Source organism: Streptomyces sp. NPDC093260 (assembly GCF_040683715.1).
GTDB classification, from domain to species: Bacteria; Actinomycetota; Actinomycetes; order Streptomycetales; family Streptomycetaceae; genus Streptomyces; species Streptomyces sennicomposti.
Map to the genome: position 1 here is coordinate 81,416 of NZ_JBFBEK010000025.1, position 21,026 is coordinate 102,441.

Annotated in this window: 19 protein-coding genes; 12 read left to right on the forward strand and 7 right to left on the reverse strand. The window is 72.3% G+C overall.

Translation table 11 applies throughout. The annotated features are described in order from the left end of the window. Positions 1-256: 256 nt before the first annotated feature. The gene (locus tag AB0N63_RS27230) at positions 257-541 is read left to right on the forward strand and encodes a GlsB/YeaQ/YmgE family stress response membrane protein (protein ID WP_365532628.1); all 285 of its coding nucleotides are present in this window, start codon (positions 257-259) and stop codon (positions 539-541) included. 82 nt (positions 542-623) lie between these two features. On the opposite strand, the gene tyrS is transcribed toward AB0N63_RS27230, so the two are convergent. The 3 genes from tyrS to AB0N63_RS27245 are packed head-to-tail and all read right to left on the reverse strand — an operon-like array spanning position 624 to position 4,863. Continuing rightward, a complete protein-coding gene (gene tyrS / locus AB0N63_RS27235; RefSeq protein ID WP_365532630.1) occupies positions 624-1,892 on the reverse strand; it encodes a tyrosine--tRNA ligase in 1,269 nt (422 codons plus the stop codon). Between the two features lie 56 nt (positions 1,893-1,948). Continuing rightward, positions 1,949-3,343 carry a TldD/PmbA family protein gene (locus AB0N63_RS27240; RefSeq protein WP_365532632.1) on the reverse strand — a complete coding sequence of 465 codons (1,395 nt, stop codon included), beginning with the start codon at positions 3,341-3,343 and terminating at the stop codon, positions 1,949-1,951. Next, positions 3,340-4,863: a TldD/PmbA family protein gene (locus AB0N63_RS27245; protein ID WP_365532634.1), complete on the reverse strand. Its 1,524-nt coding sequence runs from the start codon at positions 4,861-4,863 to the stop codon at positions 3,340-3,342. Before AB0N63_RS27245 ends, AB0N63_RS27240 begins: the two co-directional genes overlap by 4 nt. A 247-nt stretch (positions 4,864-5,110) precedes the next feature. On the opposite strand from AB0N63_RS27245, the gene fabG reads away from it, so the two are divergent. Next, entirely contained in the window at positions 5,111-5,815 is a 705-nt protein-coding gene (gene fabG, locus AB0N63_RS27250) for a 3-oxoacyl-[acyl-carrier-protein] reductase (RefSeq protein ID WP_365532636.1), read from the forward strand. Between the two features lie 5 nt (positions 5,816-5,820). Further along, a complete protein-coding gene (gene fabI, locus AB0N63_RS27255; RefSeq protein ID WP_365532638.1) occupies positions 5,821-6,588 on the forward strand; it encodes an enoyl-ACP reductase FabI in 768 nt (255 codons plus the stop codon). A gap of 84 nt (positions 6,589-6,672) precedes the next feature. Here fabI and AB0N63_RS27260 read toward each other — a convergent pair whose 3' ends face one another. After that, positions 6,673-7,371 carry a FadR/GntR family transcriptional regulator gene (locus tag AB0N63_RS27260; protein WP_365532640.1) on the reverse strand — a complete coding sequence of 233 codons (699 nt, stop codon included), beginning with the start codon at positions 7,369-7,371 and terminating at the stop codon, positions 6,673-6,675. A gap of 70 nt (positions 7,372-7,441) precedes the next feature. On the opposite strand from AB0N63_RS27260, the gene AB0N63_RS27265 reads away from it, so the two are divergent. The 4 genes from AB0N63_RS27265 to AB0N63_RS27280 all read left to right on the forward strand — a co-directional run bounded on the left by AB0N63_RS27265 (position 7,442) and on the right by AB0N63_RS27280 (position 10,056). Further along, on the forward strand, positions 7,442-8,839 hold the full coding sequence (locus AB0N63_RS27265) for an MFS transporter (RefSeq protein ID WP_365532642.1): 1,398 nt from the start codon (positions 7,442-7,444) through the stop codon (positions 8,837-8,839). Positions 8,840-8,890: 51 nt separating this feature from the next. Further along, positions 8,891-9,010, forward strand: a complete 120-nt coding sequence (locus tag AB0N63_RS27270) for an SGM_5486 family transporter-associated protein (RefSeq protein WP_106962043.1) — start codon at positions 8,891-8,893, stop codon at positions 9,008-9,010. A 214-nt stretch (positions 9,011-9,224) separates the two neighbouring features. Continuing rightward, complete coding sequence (locus AB0N63_RS27275) at positions 9,225-9,431, forward strand: hypothetical protein (protein ID WP_365532644.1); 207 nt, start codon at positions 9,225-9,227, stop codon at positions 9,429-9,431. Between the two features lie 106 nt (positions 9,432-9,537). Next, positions 9,538-10,056: a histidine phosphatase family protein gene (locus AB0N63_RS27280; protein ID WP_365532646.1), complete on the forward strand. Its 519-nt coding sequence runs from the start codon at positions 9,538-9,540 to the stop codon at positions 10,054-10,056. 175 nt (positions 10,057-10,231) lie between these two features. On the opposite strand, the gene serB is transcribed toward AB0N63_RS27280, so the two are convergent. Then, positions 10,232-11,440, reverse strand: a complete 1,209-nt coding sequence (gene serB, locus AB0N63_RS27285; RefSeq protein ID WP_365532648.1) for a phosphoserine phosphatase SerB — start codon at positions 11,438-11,440, stop codon at positions 10,232-10,234. 341 nt (positions 11,441-11,781) lie between these two features. On the opposite strand from serB, the gene AB0N63_RS27290 reads away from it, so the two are divergent. The 4 genes from AB0N63_RS27290 (at position 11,782) to AB0N63_RS27305 (ending at position 15,151) form a co-directional block, all read left to right on the forward strand. Then, a complete protein-coding gene (locus AB0N63_RS27290; RefSeq protein WP_365532650.1) occupies positions 11,782-12,300 on the forward strand; it encodes a hypothetical protein in 519 nt (172 codons plus the stop codon). Positions 12,301-12,457: 157 nt separating this feature from the next. Beyond that, positions 12,458-13,300, forward strand: a complete 843-nt coding sequence (locus AB0N63_RS27295) for a DUF4097 family beta strand repeat-containing protein (protein WP_365532652.1) — start codon at positions 12,458-12,460, stop codon at positions 13,298-13,300. Positions 13,301-13,376: 76 nt separating this feature from the next. Further along, complete coding sequence (locus AB0N63_RS27300) at positions 13,377-14,363, forward strand: ATP-binding cassette domain-containing protein (protein ID WP_365532655.1); 987 nt, start codon at positions 13,377-13,379, stop codon at positions 14,361-14,363. After that, a complete protein-coding gene (locus tag AB0N63_RS27305; protein WP_365532657.1) occupies positions 14,360-15,151 on the forward strand; it encodes an ABC transporter permease in 792 nt (263 codons plus the stop codon). Before AB0N63_RS27300 ends, AB0N63_RS27305 begins: the two co-directional genes overlap by 4 nt. Positions 15,152-15,263: 112 nt before the next feature. Here AB0N63_RS27305 and AB0N63_RS27310 read toward each other — a convergent pair whose 3' ends face one another. After that, the gene (locus AB0N63_RS27310; protein ID WP_365532659.1) at positions 15,264-17,246 is read right to left on the reverse strand and encodes a streptophobe family protein; all 1,983 of its coding nucleotides are present in this window, start codon (positions 17,244-17,246) and stop codon (positions 15,264-15,266) included. A 244-nt stretch (positions 17,247-17,490) separates the two neighbouring features. Here AB0N63_RS27310 and AB0N63_RS27315 point away from each other — a divergent pair, with 244 nt between their 5' ends. Beyond that, positions 17,491-19,986 carry an FHA domain-containing protein gene (locus AB0N63_RS27315; RefSeq protein ID WP_365532662.1) on the forward strand — a complete coding sequence of 832 codons (2,496 nt, stop codon included), beginning with the start codon at positions 17,491-17,493 and terminating at the stop codon, positions 19,984-19,986. A gap of 87 nt (positions 19,987-20,073) precedes the next feature. Here AB0N63_RS27315 and AB0N63_RS27320 read toward each other — a convergent pair whose 3' ends face one another. Further along, positions 20,074-20,805 (reverse strand): transglycosylase SLT domain-containing protein, encoded by a 732-nt coding sequence (locus tag AB0N63_RS27320; protein ID WP_365532664.1) that lies wholly within the window; start codon positions 20,803-20,805, stop codon positions 20,074-20,076. Positions 20,806-21,026 lie beyond the last annotated feature (221 nt).

The window sequence follows — 21,026 nt, forward strand, 5'->3', positions numbered from 1 at the left end:
TACCCGGTCCACGACCGGGCCGGGACACCACGCCCGCACAACCTCGCCCTCCACGTTACGCCGCCCCGGCCCTGCCATCGCGGCCGGGGCACCGCCGGCCTGCGCGAACGCACCGTCCACCACCGTCCGCGCGCCCCCCGCGCCCCGGACCGACCGGACTGCGCCCCACGCGTACGGCCCTGTCCGGCATGCGGCGTAGCAGTGGCGGGCCGACACTGGCGCTAATGCTCACGTCGAACCGGACGAGGAGGCGGCCATGGGCTGGTTGTGGGCCATCATCGTGGGTTTCATCCTGGGCCTGATCGCCAAGGCGGTCATCCCCGGCAAGCAGCACAGTCCGCTCTGGCTGACGACCATCTTCGGCATGCTCGGGGCCATCGTCGGCAACGCGATCGCCCGCGGCCTCGGCGTCGCGGAGACCCGCGGCATCGACTGGAGCCGGCACATCTTCCAGCTCGTGGCCGCCATCGTCATCGTCGCCGTCGGCGACATGCTGTACCTGAAGATGTGGGGCCACCGGAAGCAGCGGCAGCGGATGTAGCGCGCGAGGGCCGGGCAGCGCGCCGGGCACGGGCGAGGGGGCGGCCCCGGAATGCGGGAACCGCCCCCTCGCGACGCGTCCCTCAGGCGCCGGTGACCTCCACCGCGGCCAGGTTCTTCTTGCCCCGGCGCAGGACCAGCCAGCGGCCGTGGAGCAGGTCCTCGCGGGCGGGGACCGCGTCCTCGGCGGTGACCTTGACGTTGTTCACGTAGGCGCCGCCCTCCTTGACCGTGCGCCGCGCGGCCGACTTGCTGGCCACCAGGCCCACCTCGGCGAACAGGTCCACGACCTGCCCGAGTTCGGCGACCCGGACGTGCGGCACCTCGGAGAGGGCCGCGGCCAGCGTGCGCTCGTCCAGCTCCGCCAGCTCGCCCTGCCCGAAGAGGGCCTTGGAGGCGGCGATCACGGCGGCCGTCTGGTCGGCGCCGTGCACCAGCGTCGTCAGCTCCTCGGCCAGCGCCCGCTGCGCGGCCCGGGCCTGCGGCCGCTCCTCGGTCTGCCGCTCCAGCTCCTCCAGCTCCTCGCGGGAGCGGAAGGACAGGATGCGCATGTACGTCGAGATGTCCCGGTCGTCCACGTTCAGCCAGAACTGGTAGAACGCGTACGGCGTCGTCATCTCCGCGTCCAGCCAGACGGCGCCGCCCTCGGTCTTGCCGAACTTGGTGCCGTCCGCCTTCGTCATCAGCGGCGTCGCCAGCGCGTGCACGCTCGCGTCCGGCTCCAGGCGGTGGATCAGGTCCAGGCCGGCCGTGAGGTTGCCCCACTGGTCGCTGCCGCCCTGCTGGAGGGTGCAGCCGTAGCGCCGGTAGAGCTGGAGGAAGTCCATGCCCTGGAGGATCTGGTAGCTGAACTCGGTGTAGCTGATGCCCTGGTCGGACTCCAGCCGGCGGGCCACTGAGTCCTTCGTCAGCATCTTGTTGACCCGGAAGTGCTTGCCGATGTCCCGCAGGAACTCGATCGCCGACAGGCCCTGGGTCCAGTCGAGGTTGTTCACCATGACCGCGGCGTTCTCGCCCTCGAAGGACAGGAACGGCTCGATCTGGCGGCGCAGCCTGTCCACCCAGCCGGCCACCGTCTCCGGGTCGTTCAGCGTGCGCTCGGCGGTCGGGCGGGGATCGCCGATCAGACCCGTGGCGCCGCCGACCAGCGCCAGCGGCCGGTGCCCGGCCTGCTGGAGCCGGCGCACGGTGAGCACCTGCACCAGGTGCCCCACGTGCAGCGACGGCGCGGTCGGGTCGAAGCCGCAATAGAACGTGACGGGACCGTCCGCGAGCGCCTTGCGCAAGGCGTCCTCGTCGGTGGACAGGGCGAACAGGCCCCGCCACTTCAGCTCGTCGACGATGTCCGTCACGGTTCTCGTGTCTCCTCGGTGATCGTGGGGCGGTCGGGTGACAGCCGCCTACGAGGTTATACGCCCTGACTGACAGAGCTCATGTTGAAATCGGGAACGCGCAGCGCCGGCATCGCGGCCCGGGTGAAGTAGTCGCTCCACTCGCGCGGCAGCGTCTTCTCCGTGCGCCCCGCCTCCGTCGCCCGGCCCAGCAGGTCCACCGGCGACTCGTTGAACCGGAAGTTGTTCACCTCGCCGGTCACCTCGCCGTTCTCCACCAGGTACACCCCGTCGCGGGTCAGCCCGGTCAGCAGCAGCGTCGCCGGGTCCACCTCGCGGATGTACCACAGGCAGGTCAGCAGCAGCCCCAGCTCGGTGTCGGCGACCATCTCGTCCAGCGAGCGGTCCGCGCCGCCGTCCAGGATCAGGTTCCCGGCCTCCGGCGCGAGCGGCAGCCCCGTCAGGGCCGCGCTGTGCCGGGTGGTCAGCAGGTGCCGCAGCTCACCGCCGGCGATCCACTGCGTGGGCGCCACGGGCAGCCCGTTGTCGAACACCGACCGGTCCCCGCCCGAGGAGTGCGCGACCACGAAGGGCGCGCACTCCAGGCCGCTCTCGTGCGGATCGCTGCGCAGGTTCAGCGGCAGCCCGGTCAGCTTCGCGCCGATCCGGGTGCCCCCGCCCGGCCTGGAGAACACGGTGCGCCCCTCGGCCGCGTCCCGCCCCGAGGACGACCACAGCTGGTAGATCAGCAGGTCCGCCACCGCCGTCGGCGGCAGCAGCGTCTCGTAGCGCCCCGCCGGCAGCTCCACGCGCCGCCCGGCCCAGCCCAGCCGTACGGCCAGCTCCGCGTCCAGCGCCGCCGGATCGACGTCCTTGAAGTCCCGCGTGGACCGCCCGGCCCACGCCGAGCGGGTGCGGTCGGGCGACTTGGCGTTCAGCTCCAGCGTGCCGCTGGGCTGGTCGTGCCGCAGCCGCAGCCCCGTCGAGGTACCGAGATACGTGGACACCAGTTCGTGGTGGGCGAAGCCGTACAGTTCACGGCCGCCGGCACGCGCGCGTGCGAACGACTCGCCGAGCGCCGGCGCGAAGTCGGCGAACACCGCCGAGGACGTCTCGGCGGGCGCGTCGGTGAAGTCGGGCGCGGCGGGCACACCGGTGACCAGCGGCTGCGCGTCCTCGGCGGGACCCGCCCCGCGCGCGGCGGCCTCGGCGGCCCGCACCAGCGGCTCCAGGTCGTCCGCGGTCACCGCGGCACGCGACACCACACCCGAGGCGGTGCCCTCCTTGCCGTCCACGGTCGCGATCACGGTGAGCGTGCGCCCGCGCGTGACGCCGTTCGTGGTGAGCGCGTTGCCCGCCCAGCGCAGATTGGCGGACGACTGCTCGTCCGCGATGACGACGCAGCCGTCGGCGCGCGACAGTTCGAGGGCGCGTTCGACGATCTCGTGCGGCTTGGTGGTACGCGTGCTCATCGACCGGCCTCCTGGGTGGTGTTCAAGATGTTGACGCCCTTGAAGAGGGCCGACGGGCAGCCGTGGGAGACGGCCGCGATCTGGCCCGGCTGTGCCTTGCCGCAGTTGAAGGCGCCGCCCAGGACGTACGTCTGCGGGCCGCCCACGGCTGCCATGGAGCCCCAGAAGTCGGTCGTCGTCGCCTGGTAGGCGACATCCCGCAGCTGCCCGGCCAGCCGCCCGTTCTCGATCCGGTAGAACCGCTGGCCGGTGAACTGGAAGTTGTAGCGCTGCATGTCGATGGACCAGGACCGGTCCCCGACGACGTAGATGCCACGCTCGACGCCGCCGACGAGGTCCTCGGTGGACATCCCGGCCGGGTCGGGCCGGAGCGACACGTTGGCCATCCGCTGCACGGGCACATGGCCGGGGGAGTCGGCGAAGGCACACCCGTTGGACCGCTCGAAGCCGGTCAGCCGAGCGATCCTGCGGTCCAGCTGGTAGCCGACCAGCGTGCCGTCCTTCACCAGGTCCCACGACTGCGCCTCGACGCCCTCGTCGTCGTAGCCGACGGTGGCCAGGCCGTGCTCGGCGGTGCGGTCGCCGGTGACGTTCATCAGCTCGGAGCCGTAGCGCAGCTTGCCCAGCTGGTCGAAGGTGGCGAAGGAGGTGCCCGCGTAGGCCGCCTCGTAGCCGAGCGCCCGGTCCAGCTCGGTGGCGTGCCCGATGGACTCGTGGATCGTCAGCCACAGGTTGGAGGGGTCCACGACCAGGTCGTAGACGCCGGGCTCGACGCTCGGGGCGCGCATCTTCTCGGCGAGCAGCTCCGGGATCCGCTCCAGCTCGCCGTCCCAGTCCCAGCCGGTGCCGGTGAGGTACTCCCAGCCGCGGCCCGCCGGCGGGGCGAGGGTGCGCATGGAGTCGAACTCGCCGCTGGAGTCGTCCACCGACACGGCCGTCAGCTGCGGATGCAGCCGCACCCGCTGCTGGGTGGTCACGGTCCCGGCGGTGTCGGCGTAGAACTTGTTCTCGTGCACGGTCAGCAGCGAGGCGTCCACGTGGTCGACGCCGTCGGCGGCCAGCAGCCGCGCGCTCCAGTCCGCGAGCAGCGCGGCCTTCTCCTCGTCCGGCACGGTGAACGGGTCGGTCTCGTACGCCGACACCCACGTCTTCTCGGCGTGCACGGGCTCGTCGGCCAGCTCCACGCGCTCGTCCGAACCGGCGGCCCTGATCACCTGGGCCGACAGCTTGGCCATGGCCACCGCCTGCGAGGCGACCCGCGCGGCGGCGTCCATCGTCAGGTCCACGCCCGAGGCGAACCCCCAGGCACCGCCGTGCACGACCCGCACCGCGTACCCCAGATCGGTGGTGTCCGACGACCCGGCCGGCCGCGCGTCCCGCAGCCGCCAGGACGCGTCGCGCACCCGCTCCAGCCGGAAGTCCGCGTGTTCGGCCCCCAGCGCACGCGCGCGTGCCAGCGCGGCGTCGGCCAGGGCGCGCAGTGGAAGGGCCGTGAAGGCCTCGTCGATCGTATGTGGCACGGGGGTCTCCCTGCTCTCGTCGCCTGTCGGACCGATCATGTCGCGCGGGCGGCGGGGGAGACCACACGTTTGCGGGCCCGGTCGGCCGTTTTCTGTAGGGACTCGACAGCACGACCCGCACGCCACTGTCGGTGCCCGATTGTCCGCCGCGCCGGGCGGACCGATAGGTTTCCGGTGAAGCCGCCTGTCACCGACGTGATCGGGCGTGCTGAAGAACCGCTTGAGACCGCTATGAAAGGGTGATCCGTTGAGCCGCTCGGTTCTCGTCACCGGAGGCAACCGGGGCATCGGCCTCGCCATCGCCCGCGCGTTCGCCGACGCCGGCGACAAGGTCGCGATCACGTACCGGTCGGGGGAGCCGCCGGAGGGCTTCCTCGCCGTCAAGTGCGACATCACCGACCCCGAGCAGGTGGAGCAGGCCTACAAGGAGATCGAGGACCGGCACGGCACGGTCGAGGTCCTCGTCGCCAACGCGGGCGTCACCAGGGACCAGCTCCTGATGCGGATGTCCGAGGAGGACTTCGCGTCGGTCATCGACACCAACCTCACCGGCACCTTCCGGGTGGTCAAGCGCGCCAACCGCGGCATGCTGCGGGCCAAGAAGGGCCGCGTCGTCCTGATCTCCTCGGTGGTCGGCCTGCTCGGCTCGGCGGGGCAGGCGAACTACGCCGCCTCCAAGGCCGGTCTGGTCGGCTTCGCGCGTTCCCTCGCCCGTGAGCTGGGCTCGCGCAACATCACCTTCAACGTCGTCGCCCCCGGCTTCGTCGACACCGACATGACCCGGGCGCTCAGCGACGACCAGCGCGAGGCCATCATGTCGCAGGTGCCGCTCGGCCGGTACGCGCGACCGGAGGAGATCGCCGCCGCGGTGCGGTTCCTCGCCTCGGACGACGCCTCGTACATCACTGGAGCCGTCATCCCCGTTGACGGCGGACTGGGAATGGGTCACTGATCACCATGAGCGGAATTCTCGAGGGCAAGCGCGTCCTGATCACCGGTGTGCTGACGGAGGCCTCCATCGCCTTCCACGCCGCGAAGCTGGCCCAGGAGCAGGGCGCCGAGGTCATCCTCACCGCCTTCCCGCGGCCCACGCTGACCGAGCGCATCGCCAAGAAGCTGCCCAAGCCGGCCAAGGTCATCGAGCTGGACGTCACCAACGACGAGCACCTCGGCCGCCTGGCCGACATCGTCGGCGAGGAGCTCGGCGGCCTCGACGGCGTCGTCCACTCCATCGGCTTCGCGCCGCAGGACGCCCTCGGCGGCAACTTCCTCAACACGCCGTTCGAGTCGGTCGCCACCGCCATGCACGTCTCGGCGTTCTCCCTGAAGTCGCTCACCATGGCCTGCCTGCCGCTGATGCAGAACGGCGGCTCGGTCGTCGGCCTCACCTTCGACGCGCAGTTCGCCTGGCCGCAGTACGACTGGATGGGCCCGGCCAAGGCCGCCCTGGAGGCCACCAGCCGCTACCTGGCGCGCGACCTCGGCAAGCAGAACATCCGCTGCAACCTGATCTCGGCGGGCCCGCTCGGCTCCATGGCCGCCAAGTCCATCCCGGGCTTCAGCGACCTGGCCTCGGTGTGGGACTCCCGCTCTCCGCTGGAGTGGGACCTCAAGGACCCCGAGCCGGCCGGCCGGGGCATCGTCGCCCTGCTGAGCGACTGGTTCCCGAAGACCACGGGCGAGATCGTCCACGTGGACGGCGGCCTGCACGCCATCGGAGCGTGACCGCCGCCGCGGGGTCGAACTGACGCGGAGGGCCCGGCATCCCAGGGATGCCGGGCCCTCCGCGTTCGCGGGGGCGGGCGGGGGTCAGTCCCGGGCGGGCGGGGGCGCGGGGAGGCGGCCGCGGCGGCACAGGAAGGGGTAGCTCGCCGCCTCCGCGGCGGCGGCCTCCGCGTCGCCCGCGCGGATCGCGTCGACCAGGCGCGTGTGGTCCATGTGCGTGTCCGGCGTCAGCTCCGCGCCGACGTCCGCACGCAGCCAGTCTCGCATCACCTCGCCGAGGTCCGCGTACATCGCGGTCATCGCGTCGTTGTGCGAGGCGGCGACGACGGCCAGGTGGAAGGTGGCGTCCGCCGTCACGAAGGCCTCCGCGTCACCGGACTCCCAGGCCTCCGCGCGCCGCAGGAGCAGCGCGTCGAGCTGCTTGAGGTCCTTCTCGCCGCGCCGCTCGGCGGCCAGCTTCGCCGCCCCGGACTCCAGCGTGGCGCGCAGTTCGGCGATGTGCCGGGGGTCGGTCCCGGCGAACCGGCGGTGCATCACGCCCGCCAGCTCGCTGGTCGCCACGACGTAGGTGCCCGAGCCCTGTCGGATGTCCAGCAGACCGTTGTGGGCGAGCGCGCGGACCGCTTCACGGACGGTGTTGCGGGCGACGCCCAGCTGCTCCACCAGCTCGGGTTCCGTCGGGATACGGGAACCGACCGGCCATTCGCCCGAGGTGATCTGGTTCCGCAACGCGGCGATGACCTGCTCGGACAGCGCCGACCGGCGCGGATGGCTCAGGGGCATGGCACACCTTCGCACGTGCGGCCCGGAATGCTGCTCGCGGGCCATGGACAGTCAATCATCCTATGATTCTATGATGGGTCTCATGGTAAGTGAGGAAACGACCCGGACGACGACGCCACCGACCGAGCAGCAGCCCCCGGCCGCGACCGCCGCCCCCCGGGAGGCCGGGGCGCACCGAGAGCCCCGGACGGCGCCCACGCGCGCGTGGGCGACGCGTCTGGTCGTCGTCGGCATCGTGCTGTCCGCCCTGAACCTCAGGCCCGCCATCACCAGCCTCGGCGCGCTCCTCGAAGAGGTGCGCGACGGCCTCGGGATGAGCGGCAGCGTGGCCGGCCTGCTCACCTCCGTGCCCCCGCTGTGCTTCGCCGTCTTCGGCGTCATGGCCCCCCGGCTGGCCCGCCGCTTCGGGCCCGCCGCGGTGGTGTGCGCGGGCATGGCCGCCATCGCCGCGGGCCTGGTGATCCGGCCCTACGCCGGCGGCACCGTCGCCTTCCTGGCCGCCAGCGCGCTCGCCCTCATGGGCATCGCCGTCAGCAACGTCCTGATGCCGGTCATCGTCAAGCGCTGGTTCCCCGACCGGGTCGGCTCCATGACCGGCCTCTACTCGATGGCCCTCGCCCTCGGCACCTCGACCGCCGCCGCCGTCACCGTCCCGATGACCGACGCGCTCGGCGGCTGGAAGCCGGGACTGGCCGTTTGGGCGCTCCTCGCGGCCGTGGCCGTCCTCCCCTGGCTGCCACTCCTGCGGGACCGGGACAAGGGCCGGGGCGCCGCCCCCGCCGTACGGCCCGCGGTCTCCCAGGAGCCCGGTCAGACGCGGCACGACACCTCGCGCGAGGACTCCGTACGGGCGAAGGCCGCTCAGGAGGAGCATGCCCCCGCGCTGCGCGTCACCCGCAGCCGCACCGCCTGGGCGCTGGCCGTGTTCTTCGGCCTCCAGGCCACCGCCGCCTACATCACGATGGGCTGGATGGCGCAGATCTTCCGGGACGCGGGCGTAGCGGCCGGCACGGCCGGGCTGCTGCTCGCCGTCACCATGGTGATGGGCGTGCCGCTGGCCTTCGTCATCCCCCGGTTGGCCACCCGGCTGCCCCACCAGGGCCCGATCGTCCTCGCCCTCGGCGTCTGCGGCCTGGCCGGCTACGCGGGCCTGTACCTCGCGCCGGCCGGCGGCGCCTGGGCCTGGGCGGTGCTCCTCGGCATCTCCAACTGCGCCTTCCCGCTGGCCCTCACCATGGTCGGCATGCGCGCCAGGACCGGCCCGGGCGTGGCGCAGCTGTCGGCGTTCGCGCAGAGCACCGGCTACCTGATCTCCATTCCCGGTCCGCTGCTGGTCGGCGTCCTCTACCAGAGCAGCGGCGGCTGGGGCCTGCCGATCGCCCTGATGACCGCCCTGATGATCCCGCAGATGCTGGTCGGCTGGGTGGCAGGCCGCAACCGCACCGTCGAGGAGGAGGCGGCGCGCTGAGCGGCGGCCCCCGCGCAGCCGCCCCGGACGCGGGGTGCCACACTGGTGGCCATGCAGCCTGTGCTCGATCCGAACCCGCCGAACGGCCAGAAGAAGATGCTGATCGTCTTCGGCGCGTTCCTCGCCATCTTCGTGGTCATCGCCATCGTCGCGACCATCGCCTCCCCCTGATCCACGCCCGCGGCCGGGCGGCCCCCACCGCGGCGGTGGCGGGCCGACCCCGCCGATGGTGGGGCTGGCCCCCCTGTCCCCTAGGGGGTGAGGGTCAGGGTCGAGTGGGTGGATCACCGGATGGGCGGGGGCCCGCCGGTTCCGTAACGTCGAGGTGTGACCGCGAGCAGCGGTCCGTGGACGACCGATCCGACTCGAGACCCGCGGAGGCGACATGCCGGCCCCTACGCACACCCGGACCCGCCCGGTGAACACGGGCGGCGTCGACACCAGGCTGCCCTGGTGGGCCCTGGCGCTTCCGGCTCTCGCCTTCGCGGCACTGCTCGCCCTCATATGGAACCCGTCGAACGCACATGCGGCGGCCGCCGACCCCGCGACCGCGCAGCTGTGGCAGCACGTGCGGGAACTGCTGACGCGATGAGGCGCCCGCCCCGGCCGGGGAACGGCCCGGCGTCCGCCGCGCCGGCCGAGAAGGCGCATGTCAACTACCTGCGCCGCGTGGCCTGTTTCGTGCGAAGCTGGGTTCCATGAGCGTCGCAGACCCCCGCAGGATCGTCCTCTTCCGGCATGCGAAGGCCGACTGGCCGCAGGTGACCGACCACGAACGACCGCTCGCCGAGCGGGGTCGTCAGGACGCCCCGGTGGCCGGCCGCAAGCTGGCCGACTCCGGAGTCTCCTTCGACCTTGCCCTGTGCTCGACCGCGACCCGGACCCGGGAGACCTGGAAGCTCGCGGTCCACGAGCTGCCGCACCGGCCGAGGACCGTCTACGAGGAGCGGATCTACGAGGCCTCCCCGGGCGAGCTGATCGCCGTGCTCAACGAGATCCAGGACGACGTGCAGAACGTCATCCTGATCGGCCACAACCCGGGCATGCAGGGACTGACCGAGGTGCTCGCCGGCTCCGCCGAGGGCGACGCCCGCGAGCGCATGAGCGGCCGGGGCTTCCCGACCGCCGCCTTCGCCGTCCTGACCTTCGACGGTTCCTGGAAGACCCTCGAACCGGGCACGGCCACGCTGAGCGACTACTGGGCCCCCTCGAAGTAACCCCGCTCGAAGCAGCCCCCACCGTTCGTGCACGGGGCCCGGCACACCGTCCCCCGGCAGCCGGGCCTCACGACCGCGACCGGTCCACGCGGACCGCCCGAGCACGCTCAGACCCCCGGGCACCCCGCGGCGAGAGGCGGTGCGACTCGGTCCGGGCGTGTCCGGACCGGGCCGCTCAGCGCTCCTCGTGCGCGTCGGCCGCCTCGACCTCTTCGCGGGTGACGCCGAGCAGATACAGGACCGTGTCGAGGAAGGGCACGTTCACCGCGGCGTGCGCGGCCTCCCGCACCACCGGCTTGGCGTTGAAGGCGACGCCGAGACCCGCGGCGTTCAGCATGTCCAGGTCGTTCGCGCCGTCGCCGATCGCCACGGTCTGCGCCAGCGGAACGCCCGCCTCGGCGGCGAACCGCCGCAGCAGCCGGGCCTTGCCCGCCCGGTCGACGATCTCCCCGGTGACCCGGCCCGTCAGCTTCCCGTCGACTATCTCCAGCGTGTTGGCCTGCGCGAAGTCCAGCCCGAGCCGCTCTTGCAGATCGTCCGTGACCTGGGTGAAGCCACCCGAGACGACACCGACCTGGTAGCCGAGCCGCTTCAGCGTCCGGATCAGGGTGCGGGCGCCCGGCGTCAGCCGCACCTCGCTGCGCACCTTGTCCACCACCGAGGCGTCCAGCCCCGCCAGCAGCGCCACACGCGCGTGCAGCGACTGCTCGAAGTCCAGCTCCCCGCGCATGGCGGCCGCCGTCACCTCGGCGACCTTGTCCTCGCAGCCGGCGTGCGCGGCGAACAGTTCGATGACCTCGTCCTGGATCAACGTCGAGTCCACGTCCATGACGACCAGCCGCTGCGCGCGCCGGTGCAGACCCGCGGCCACCACCGCGACATCGACGCCCAGCGCCGCCGCGTCCTTCGCCAGGGCGGTGCGCAGCGGCTCCGTCTCCACTCCGGACACCGCGAACTCCACGGCGGTCACCGGGTACTTGGCGAGCCGGAAGATACGGTCGATGTTGCCGCCGGCCTTGGTGATCCGCGCGGCGATCTGAGCGGTGGCCTCCGCCGTGAGCGGGTGGCCGAGCACGGTGACCAGGGAGCGGCCGAGGCCGCGCGGCCGGTTGTCGCCACGGCCGGAGAGGATCTCCGCCTGCATCTTCATCGATTCGGCCCAGCTGTGCACGGTGGCCCGCAGATCACCCTCCAGCCCGGCGGGCGGCTGGGTGACGAGCGCGCACAGCACCATCCGGCCACGGGTGACGACCTGCTCGATGTCGACCACGTCCACGGAGTAGGCGGCGAGGGTGTCGAAGAGACCGGCCGTGATGCCGGGCCTGTCCTTCCCGAAGATCTTGACGAGAAGGGTGAGGTCATCGGAACTCTGCGAAGCGCTCATGGTGCTTCCCACCGTATCCGGCACGCAGTGCCCGTCGCCCCTCAGGTCCGCCTGGCGGACAGGAAACACTGCGCGTCGATCAGATGACATCCCCCTGCACGAGGGGCGCGCCGAGACCGTGGTGCCATCTGGCATGACCGGACGGCACCATGTGATGTCATCCGATGCACCAAGTGGTGCCACTGTGGGCCCGTGAGTGAGCGCCAGTGCAGGCTGTGGCGTGATCAAAAGAGTGATTTTTCTGGCATCGGACCAGCTCAGAGGCCCTACGTAAGGTATCCGGCACCCCGGCGGTGCCATAGGGGCTTGCGATGGTGCCACCGTGGTGCCATGATGGCGTTATGGACCTCACCCCGTACGTCGACACCCTCCGCCGCGAACTCGCGGTGGCCGCCGAAGCCGGCGGCGACGAAGCCCGCGAGCTCGCCGAACGGCTCACCGCCCCCCTGGAGTCGGCGACCCGGCTGACGATGCTCCACGTGCTCTCCGCCGCGATGGACGAGATCACCCGTGAACTCGCCCCCGGCTCGGTCGACGTACGGCTGCGCGGGCTCGACCCCGATTTCGTGGTGACCCCGCCGCCCGCCGACCGCGCCCCCGTCGAGGCCCCGCCCGTGCCCGCCGAACCGCTCACGGCCCCGGTGTCCGCCGAGGGCGACGAGGGCGGCACCGCCCGCGTCAACCTGCGTCTGCCGGCCCACCTCAAGGCCCGCGCGGAGGAGGCCGCGAACCGCGAGGGCCTGTCGGTCAACGCGTGGCTGGTGCGCGCCGTCTCCGCCGCGGTCGACGGCGGCGCCCGGCCGCGCACGACGGAGAAGACCAAGAGCATCGGCCAGAGCTTCACGGGCTGGGTGCGCTAGCCGAACCCGCGCCCCGCGCCCAGGTGGCGCGCGCCCGCCGCGCGCCACCTCACCGCCCGCACCGCTTCACCACCCGCACGGCACCACCCGCACCCCTTCACCCACACCACGTCCCACCAGCGGGGACGCACCCAGGACTCACGAGGACGGTACAGCCATGCCTTCTTTCGACACTCCCGCCCCGATCGCGGTCACCGCCCACGTGGGCGCCGGGTCCCTCCACTTCACCGCGAGCGACCGTTCCGACACGGTCGTCGAGGTGCGGCCCGCCGACCCGGGGCGGGACAAGGACGTACGGGCCGCCGAACAGACGGAGGTCTCCTACGCGAACGGCGTCCTGACCCTCCGGACGAAGGAGCGCCTCTTCATCGGCCCCACCGGCGCCGTCGCCGTGACGGTGGACCTGCCCGCGGGTTCGGGCATCGACATGACCGGCTCCTGGACCCAGGTGCTCGGCGAGGGTCCGCTCGGCGAGGTGCGGATGAAGACCTCCGGCGGCGACGTCCGCCTCGACGCCACCGGGCCGCTCCAGCTCACCGCCTCCCACGGCTCGATCACCGTGGATCGCGTCGATGGTCGGGCCGAGATCACCACCAGCTCCGGCAGTGTGCGCGTCGGCAGCGTCGACGGCCCCGCCGTCCTGAAGAACTCGCACGGCACCACCGTCGTCGGCACCGCGACCGGCGAACTCCGGGTGAGCGGTGCCAACGGGGACATCGAGATCCGGAGCGCCGAGGACTCCGTCACCGCCACCACCGCCAACGGCACCCTGCGCGTGGGCGAAGTGGTACGCGGCAGCGTGCAGTTGAAGACCTCCTACGGTGCCATCGAGGTCGGTATCCGGGAAGGCACGGCCGCCTGGCTCGACGCCCACTCGGACTCCGGGCAGGTGCGCAACGCGCTCACCGCCTCCGAGGCCCCGGTGGAGACCGAGGAGACCGTCAAGATCCACGCCCGCACCCGCTACGGCACCATCGACGTCCGCCGCGCCCGGCCCTGACCGCCGGCCAGTGAACTCGACCACCCACCCAGTCACTTCAGCCTCCAGGGGGGAAGGCACCATGCCTTCATCTGTCATGCCCACGTCCAGCAGGAGCGGTGGCCCGCGACCGCCCGCCGCCGTCTCCGCCCTCGGTCTGCGCAAGTCCTACGGCGACAGGACCGTGCTCGACGGCATCGACCTGCACATCCCGGCCGGCTCCGTGTTCGCACTGCTCGGACCCAACGGCGCCGGCAAGACCACCACCGTCAAGATCCTCTCCACGCTCGTCACGGCCGACGCCGGACAGGCCCAGGTCGCGGGTCGCGACCTCGCCACCGCACCGCAGGCCGTACGCGCCGCGATCGGCGTCACCGGACAGTTCTCCGCCGTGGACGGCCTGATCACCGGAGAGGAGAACATGCTCCTCATGGCGGACCTGCACCACCTCCCCCGGCGCGAGGGGAGGCGGGTCGCCGCCGAACTGCTGGAGCGCTTCGGCCTGACGGAGGCCGCGAAGAAGCCCGCCGCCACCTACTCCGGCGGCATGAAGCGCCGCCTCGACATCGCCATGACCCTGGTCGGCGCCCCGCGGATCATCTTCCTCGACGAGCCGACCACCGGCCTCGACCCGCGCTCCCGGCACACCATGTGGCAGATCGTCCGCGACCTCGTCAGCGGCGGCGTCACCGTCTTCCTCACCACCCAGTACCTGGAGGAGGCCGACGAACTCGCCGACCGCATCGCGGTCCTGAACGACGGCAGGATCGCCGCCGAGGGCACCGCCGAGGAACTCAAACGGCTCGTTCCCGGCGGACACATCCGGCTCCGCTTCACCGACCCGGCCGCCCACCGCCGCGCCGCCGCGGCCCTCGGCGACGCCACCCGCGACGACGAGTCCCTCACCCTCCAACTCGCCGGCGACGGCAGCCAGCGCGCCCTGCGCTCCCTCCTCGACCGGCTGGACTCGGCCGGCGTCGAGGCGAGCGAACTGACCGTCCACACCCCCGACCTCGACGACGTCTTCTTCGCCCTGACCGGCAGCGCCGACGACCCCCACCCCCTTGAGGAGACCGCCCGATGAGTTCCCTCTCCCTCGCCGCCCGCGACGCCTCCACGATGCTGCGCCGCAACCTGCTGCACGCCCGGCGCTACCCGTCCCTCACCCTGAACCTGCTGCTCACCCCGGTGATGCTGCTCCTGCTCTTCGTCTACATCTTCGGCGACGTGATGAGCGCCGGCATCACGGGCGGCGGGGCGGGACGGTCCGGGTACCTGGCCTACCTCGTCCCGGGCATCCTGATGCTGACCATCGGCGGCACCACGATCGGCAGCGCGGTGTCCGTCTCCACGGACATGAACGAGGGCATCGTCGCCCGCTTCCGGACGATGGCGATCCACCGCGGCTCGGTGCTCATCGGGCACGTCGCCGGCAGCGTGCTCCAGTGCGTGCTGAGCGTGGTCCTCGTCGGGGCCGTGGCGGTGGCCATCGGTTTCCGGTCCGTGGACGCCACCGCCCTCGACTGGCTGCTGGCGGTGGGCCTGCTGACGCTCGTCTCCCTCGCCCTCACCTGGATCGCGGTCGGCATGGGCCTGTCCAGCCCGAACGCGGAGGCGGCCAGCAACAACGCCCTGCCGCTGATGATCCTGCCGCTCCTGTCCAGCGCCTTCGTGCCGGTCGACGCGATGCCGGGCTGGTTCCGGCCGATCGCCGAGTACCAGCCGTTCACCCCGGCCATCGAGACGCTCCGCGGGCTGCTCCTCGGCACCGAGATCGGCGACAACGCCTGGCTGGCCGTCGTCTGGTGCCTCGCGCTGGCCCTGCTCGGCTACTTCTGGTCCCGGTCGCTCTTCGACCGCGAGCCGAAGTAGCGGCCACCCGCCCGCGCCGCGGAGCGAGGTCCGGCGCCCCCACGGGCCGTGTGTCTGCGGTGGTACGTCACCGGAGACACACGGCCCGTCGGCGGCGCGGTCTCGGGCCGGCTCACTTCCCCGGCGGACGCGGCGCAGGCGGGGGTCCCGAGGGCTTCGGGGGCGGCGGCGCGTCGTCCGGCGGCGGTGGCGGCCAGACGCCGGACGGCCGGGTCCGTCCGGACGGTGTGCCCCTGCCGGGCGGCGGGGGCAGGGGGCCGGCCAGTGTGGGCGCGCCGTGCACGTCGTCGGGAGCGCTCGTCGGCCGGGGCGGGCGCGCGGCCCCACCGCCCCCGCCCCGCTCCTCCTCCCGGGAGGCCGGCCCGCCGGGGAGACGGAGGTACGGGTTGGTCGCCGGGTTCGGCGGCCGGTAGGGAGCAGCGGGGGAGTAGGGACCGCCCGCGGCATCCCGCACGGCGCCCGTATCCGGCACCCCCGCCGCCCCACGTACGTCCCCAGCACCCCTTACGCGACCCGCACCGTCCCGTACGCCCCCCGGACCGCCCACCCCTACGGCACCGGGCGCGTCTTCCGTCCCCCGCGCGAAAGGCGCCGCCCGGCGCCCCGCCGCTCCGGTCGCCGTCGCCAGCACGGCCCCGGCGGCCCCCGCCCCGCATCCCCACACCGCGCCCAGCAGCAGCGACGCGCCCAGGTGCCCGTGCAACTCGATCCCCGTGCCGAAGGCGTCGAGGCCGAACACGGACAGCGAGGCGTTCACCGAAACCCGGGTCAGCCGGACGAGCAGCGGCAACGCGAGGGCGGTGACCGCCCCGAGCCGCAGCGCACACCGCCCCACGAAGCCCGACGCCCCCGCCGTCGGCGGACCGCTGCCTCCACCAGCCGCGACTCCGCCCGGCCCCACCCGTCCCGGACCCACCAGCGCACCCGCCACCGCCCCGCCCGGCCCCGCCGCGCACCCCGCGCCCGCCGCCGATCCCGCCCGAGTTCCCACCGGCGTCCGAACCGCCGTCAGCACCCCCGCCAGCAGCATCATCAGCGCCGCCGCCACCGCCAGCAGCCACACCCGGCCGTCCAGTTCGGCCAGACGGCCCAGCGTGACCGGCCGCCCGGAGTGCGCGTCCAGCAGCCGGTCCAGCGGAGCCGGCAGCAGGTGGGCCAGTCCGCCCGTCGCCGTGCCGTCCCAGGGGACGAACAGCCCGAGCGGCACGCCGAGCCACACCCCGTCGGGCGCGCCGAGCACCGCGGCCCCCAGGACGCGTCCCGGGCGGTCGTCGCCGAGCGCGGCGTACGCGGCGGCGGCCAGCCCCGCGGCCACCGCCACCAGCAGCACCGCGACGAGCGCGGAGACGGCCGGCCGTACGACCCGGTGGACGGCGTCCCAGCCCCGTGGCAGCGGGGTACGGCGCGAGGCGAGCAGCGCGATCAGCAGCACGCCCGCCGACCAGCCCAGCCCGCCGAGCAGCGTGGGCGCGGTGTCGACGGCGAAGCCGACCGCGGCCTTCGCGTCGACGAGCCCGCCGACCCGGCCGGGCAGCAGCCCGCCGAGGTCGCCCAGGTCACCGACCCCCGGGACGCGCACGCCCCCCGAACCGGCCCCGCCCGGCAGTCCGTCGGGACCGAGCGAACTGCCGTCCAGGGTCACGACGTCGTGCCCCGCCCAGGCGAGACCGCCCAGCATCGCCACGAACAGCGCCACCACCGCCCCCGCCCGGGCCAGGAGTTCGGCCGGCCCGAAGCCGAGCGGGGCCGCGCGCAGGGATCGCAGGAAGAGCCAGGACAGCAGCAGCGCCCCGACCAGGCTCACCCCCAGTGGCGTGATCTCGACGGCGGTGTGCGCCTGCGCGCCGTGCAGACCGAACGCGGACACGTCGCCCGAGGGCCGCACCGTGCCGCCGGCCCCCAGGGCCACCGCCGCGGCGGTCATCGGGCCGAGCGAACCGGCGGCGTCCGCGCGCAGCAGGTGCAGCCCGAGCGCGGCCGTGCCGGCCATGCCGGTCAACGTCCAGCTCACGCAGGAGACGGCGGACAGCAGGACGTGCCGCCACGGCGGGCGCGCACCGCGCCCGCCGTCCTCGACCGCCGTGGCAGCACTCATGGCAGACCCCCCGATCCGCGGCGCGGCACGGCCGCCGCGCCGGTCCCCCTCGGGTGGGAATACCACTCTCCGCCCGGTTTTCAACCCCCGGCGGTGCAACGGAAGTCGAGCGGGCGTTACCCACTCATGACAAGGCCCGGCTTTCGGTCAGAGGGCCGAGCCTGAAATAGTTCCTCACGATGTTCGACATCCCTACACTCCCTGTGACGGGGGTAACTCGGGGGACAACTCAGTGGGGCATGGAGTGCCGGAACTCGTACTGGAAACCAATGGACGGACCTGGACGCTCGACCCGTCCAGGCGCTACACCCTGGGACGCGATCCCCAGGGCGACATCGTGTTCGAGGATGCCAGGGTCTCCTGGCGCCACGCCACCGTCGGCTTCGACGGCCGCAGTTGGGTCATCGAGGACCACGGCAGCACCAACGGCACGTTCGTGCAGGGACAACGCGTCCAGCAGGTGCAGATCGGCCCGGGCTCGGCCGTCCACCTCGGCAACGCGACCGACGGGCCGCGGCTGAACCTGTCGGCCGCCGCGGCCGCCGTCGCCGCGCAGGGCGCGAACGCCGGCTGGGCGCAGCAGCCGCCCGTCGCGCAACGGCAGGCCGCACCGGCCGACTGGCAGCAGGCGCACGCGCAGCCGCCGGCGCCGTCGATCCCGCACCAGCAGCAGGGCGGGCCCGGTGTCGGTGCGGGGGCGCCGCCGGTCCACGGCGACCGCAGCCCCACCACGTTCCACCAGTTCTCCCTCGGCCGCGTGATGCGCATCGGCCGTGCGCTGGAGAACGACCTGGTCGTCTCCGACCTCCAGGTCTCGCGCCACCACGCCGAGTTCCACGCGACGCCCGACGGCCGTATGGAGATCCGCGACCTCGGTTCGCACAACGGCACGTACGTCAACGGCCAGCCGATCCCCAAGGGCGGCTCGGCGACGCTCGGCCCCAGTGACATCGTCGGCGTCGGCCACTCGACGTTCCGGATCGTCGGCGACCGGCTGGAGGAGTTCGTCGACACCGGCGAGGTGTCCTTCTCCGCCCGCCACCTCACCGTCACGGTCGACGGCGGCAAGCAGATCCTCAAGGACGTCTCCTTCGGCGTCCCGGAGAAGTCGCTGATCGCGGTCATCGGACCGTCCGGTTCCGGCAAGTCGACCCTGCTCAAGGCGCTCACCGGCTACCGGCCCGCCGACCAGGGCGAGGTCCTCTACGACAACCGGAACCTCTACAAGCAGTTCGCCGAGCTGCGCCAGCGCATAGGCCTGGTCCCGCAGGACGACATCCTGCACAAGGAGCTGTCGGTCAAGAAGGCGCTGAAGTACGCGGCCAAGCTCCGCTTCCCCGCCGACACCACGGCGGCCGAGCGAGACGCCCGGATCGACGAGGTGCTGCGCGAGCTGAAGCTCGACATCCATAAGGACAAGAAGGTCACCTCGCTCTCCGGCGGCCAGCGCAAGCGCGTCTCGGTCGCCCTGGAGCTGCTGACCAAGCCGTCGCTGATCTTCCTGGACGAGCCGACCAGCGGCCTCGACCCGGGCATGGACCGCGATGTCATGCAGCTGCTGCGGGGCCTGGCCGACGACGGCCGCACCGTGCTCGTGGTCACCCACTCGGTGGCCGAGCTGGCGATCTGCGACAAGCTGCTGGTGATGGCGCCGGGCGGTTCCGTCGCCTACTTCGGCCCGCCCGAGGAGGCGCTGAACTTCTTCGGCTACGACAGCTGGGCCGATGTGTTCTCCGCCTTCGAGAACTACCGGGACTACGACTGGGCGGGCCGCTGGAAGGGCTCGCAGCACTACCAGATGTACGCCGCGGACATCGACTCGGTGGCCGCGCAGTCCGTACCCATGCCCCCGCCGCAGGCCATGAAGCCGCCCAAGCCGCAGGGCTGGGGTTCGCAGCTGCTGACCCTGATCCGCCGGTACGTCTCGGTGATCGCCTCCGACAAGGGCTTCCTGGCGCTGACGGTGATCCTGCCGGCGGTGCTCGGCGCGGTCAGCCTGCTCATCGACCACGACCGGGGCCTGCTGGTCAACCCGGTCAACCCCAAGACGGGCCTGCACGTCCCGAACGGCACGGCCACCACGGTGCTGCTGATCCTCGCGGTCGGCGCGTGCTTCGCGGGCGCCGCGAACTCGGTCCGCGAGCTGATCAAGGAACGGGTCATCTACGAGCGGGAGCGGGCGACCGGCCTGTCGCGCTCGGCGTACCTGATGTCCAAGGTGGTCGTGCTCGGCGTGGTCACGGTGCTCCAGGGCCTGCTGGTCGGCGTGATCGGTTTCTCCAGCCGGGAGATCCCCGAGAAGGGCCTGGTCCTGGGCAACGGCACGCTGCTGGAGCTGTGCCTGCCGATCATGGCGCTCGGCTTCACCTCGATGATGTTCGGCCTGGTCATCTCGTCGCTGGTGAAGACGGCCGAGAAGACGATGCCGCTGCTGGTGATGTTCGCGATCATCCAGGTGGTGTTCACGGGCTGCCTGTTCACGCTGCACGGCACGCTCGGCGTGAACGAGTTCTCGTATCTGATGCCGTCGCGCTGGGCCGTCGCCGCCGCTGGCGCCACGCTGGACTTCAACAACATCGCCCCGAACACCGACGACCCGACCAGCACCGATCCGCTCTGGGACCATACGGTCTCGGCCTGGGGCATCGACATGGTCGCGCTGCTCGCGCTCGGCGCGGTCTGCGGCTTCCTGGTGGCCCGCTTCCTGCGGCGCCACGAGCCGGAGGTCATGCGCAAGTAGCGCGGGTCACACGAAGTCCCCTGCTACGCCTAGGGCGGCACCCGACCGGTGCCGCCCTTCCGCGTCTGTCAGAGGTCCGCGCCGACCTCAGTACGCGCTGTTGACGTTGTCCATCGAGCCGTACCGGTGGGCGGCGTAGTTGCAGGCGGCGGTGATGTTGGCGACCGGGTCGTAGATGTTCCACGAGGTGCCGGGGACGTGGTACGTGCGGAAGGTCGGGTCGATGACCTGCAGCAGACCCTTCGAGGGGATGCCGTTGACGGCGTTGACGTCCCACAGGTTGATCGCGCGCGGGTTGCCCGAGGACTCCCGCATGATGTTGCGGTGCAGGCCGCTGTAGGAGCCCGGGATGTTGTGCTGCTTCATGATGTCCAGCGACTGCTGGATCCAGCCGTTCAGGTTGTCGCCGTAGGTCTTCGACGCGGCGACCGTCTGCATCTGCGGACGCTGCGCGGAGCGGCCGGCGGCCTGCTTGGCGTGGTGTGCGGCCTGGGCCTTGCGCTGGGCGGCGGCCTTCTTGACGGCCACGGCGGCCTTCTCCTTGGCGGCGGCCTGCTTCTGGGCCGCGATCGCCTGGACCTTCAGGCTGTCGCCGGCGAGCCGGTCGGTCACGCTGGCCTTGACGTCCTTGACCGGCTGCGAGGCGACCGAGACCGGGGCCGCGGCGGTGTCGGCGGCGACGGTGGTCTGGGCCTCGCCGGGCACGGCGGCGGAGACGGCGATGGCGGCGGCGCCGAGCGTGGTGATACCGGCGGCGGCGAGCTTCTGGGTCTTGGTCAGAGCACGACTACCGCGGATGAAACTGAAGTTCTTGGACATGCGAAATGGACCTCTTCGAGTAGCGCGGAGGTCGCTCTCCGGACTGCGGGAGGGGGTCTACCCACACGAACGCCGCGAGCGGAAAACCCGCGGCGCTGAGCGACGAGTGCAATTCTTAGCTCGCGCAAAATCTCGTGGCAAAGGTGTGACGTACGAAGCCGGATAGTGGATCAGGAACACATAAAACAGGACAGAATGGGCTATCTGCCCCGTTCATCCAG

What these genes read in the sequence shown, in the direction of transcription:
- AB0N63_RS27260 (WP_365532640.1), bottom strand. Translation starts at nt 7,371, where the DNA reads ATGCCCCTGAGCCATCCGCGCCGGTCGGCGCTGTCCGAGCAGGTCATC.
- AB0N63_RS27290 (WP_365532650.1), top strand. Translation starts at nt 11,782, where the DNA reads ATGGACCTCACCCCGTACGTCGACACCCTCCGCCGCGAACTCGCGGTG.
- AB0N63_RS27275 (WP_365532644.1), top strand. Translation starts at nt 9,225, where the DNA reads ATGCCGGCCCCTACGCACACCCGGACCCGCCCGGTGAACACGGGCGGC.
- AB0N63_RS27300 (WP_365532655.1), top strand. Translation starts at nt 13,377, where the DNA reads ATGCCCACGTCCAGCAGGAGCGGTGGCCCGCGACCGCCCGCCGCCGTC.
- serB (WP_365532648.1), bottom strand. Translation starts at nt 11,440, where the DNA reads ATGAGCGCTTCGCAGAGTTCCGATGACCTCACCCTTCTCGTCAAGATC.
- AB0N63_RS27230 (WP_365532628.1), top strand. Translation starts at nt 257, where the DNA reads ATGGGCTGGTTGTGGGCCATCATCGTGGGTTTCATCCTGGGCCTGATC.
- AB0N63_RS27280 (WP_365532646.1), top strand. Translation starts at nt 9,538, where the DNA reads ATGAGCGTCGCAGACCCCCGCAGGATCGTCCTCTTCCGGCATGCGAAG.
- AB0N63_RS27320 (WP_365532664.1), bottom strand. Translation starts at nt 20,805, where the DNA reads ATGTCCAAGAACTTCAGTTTCATCCGCGGTAGTCGTGCTCTGACCAAG.
- fabI (WP_365532638.1), top strand. Translation starts at nt 5,821, where the DNA reads ATGAGCGGAATTCTCGAGGGCAAGCGCGTCCTGATCACCGGTGTGCTG.
- AB0N63_RS27305 (WP_365532657.1), top strand. Translation starts at nt 14,360, where the DNA reads ATGAGTTCCCTCTCCCTCGCCGCCCGCGACGCCTCCACGATGCTGCGC.
- AB0N63_RS27265 (WP_365532642.1), top strand. Translation starts at nt 7,442, where the DNA reads ATGATGGGTCTCATGGTAAGTGAGGAAACGACCCGGACGACGACGCCA.
- AB0N63_RS27270 (WP_106962043.1), top strand. Translation starts at nt 8,891, where the DNA reads ATGCAGCCTGTGCTCGATCCGAACCCGCCGAACGGCCAGAAGAAGATG.
- AB0N63_RS27310 (WP_365532659.1), bottom strand. Translation starts at nt 17,246, where the DNA reads ATGAGTGCTGCCACGGCGGTCGAGGACGGCGGGCGCGGTGCGCGCCCG.
- AB0N63_RS27240 (WP_365532632.1), bottom strand. Translation starts at nt 3,343, where the DNA reads ATGAGCACGCGTACCACCAAGCCGCACGAGATCGTCGAACGCGCCCTC.
- AB0N63_RS27295 (WP_365532652.1), top strand. Translation starts at nt 12,458, where the DNA reads ATGCCTTCTTTCGACACTCCCGCCCCGATCGCGGTCACCGCCCACGTG.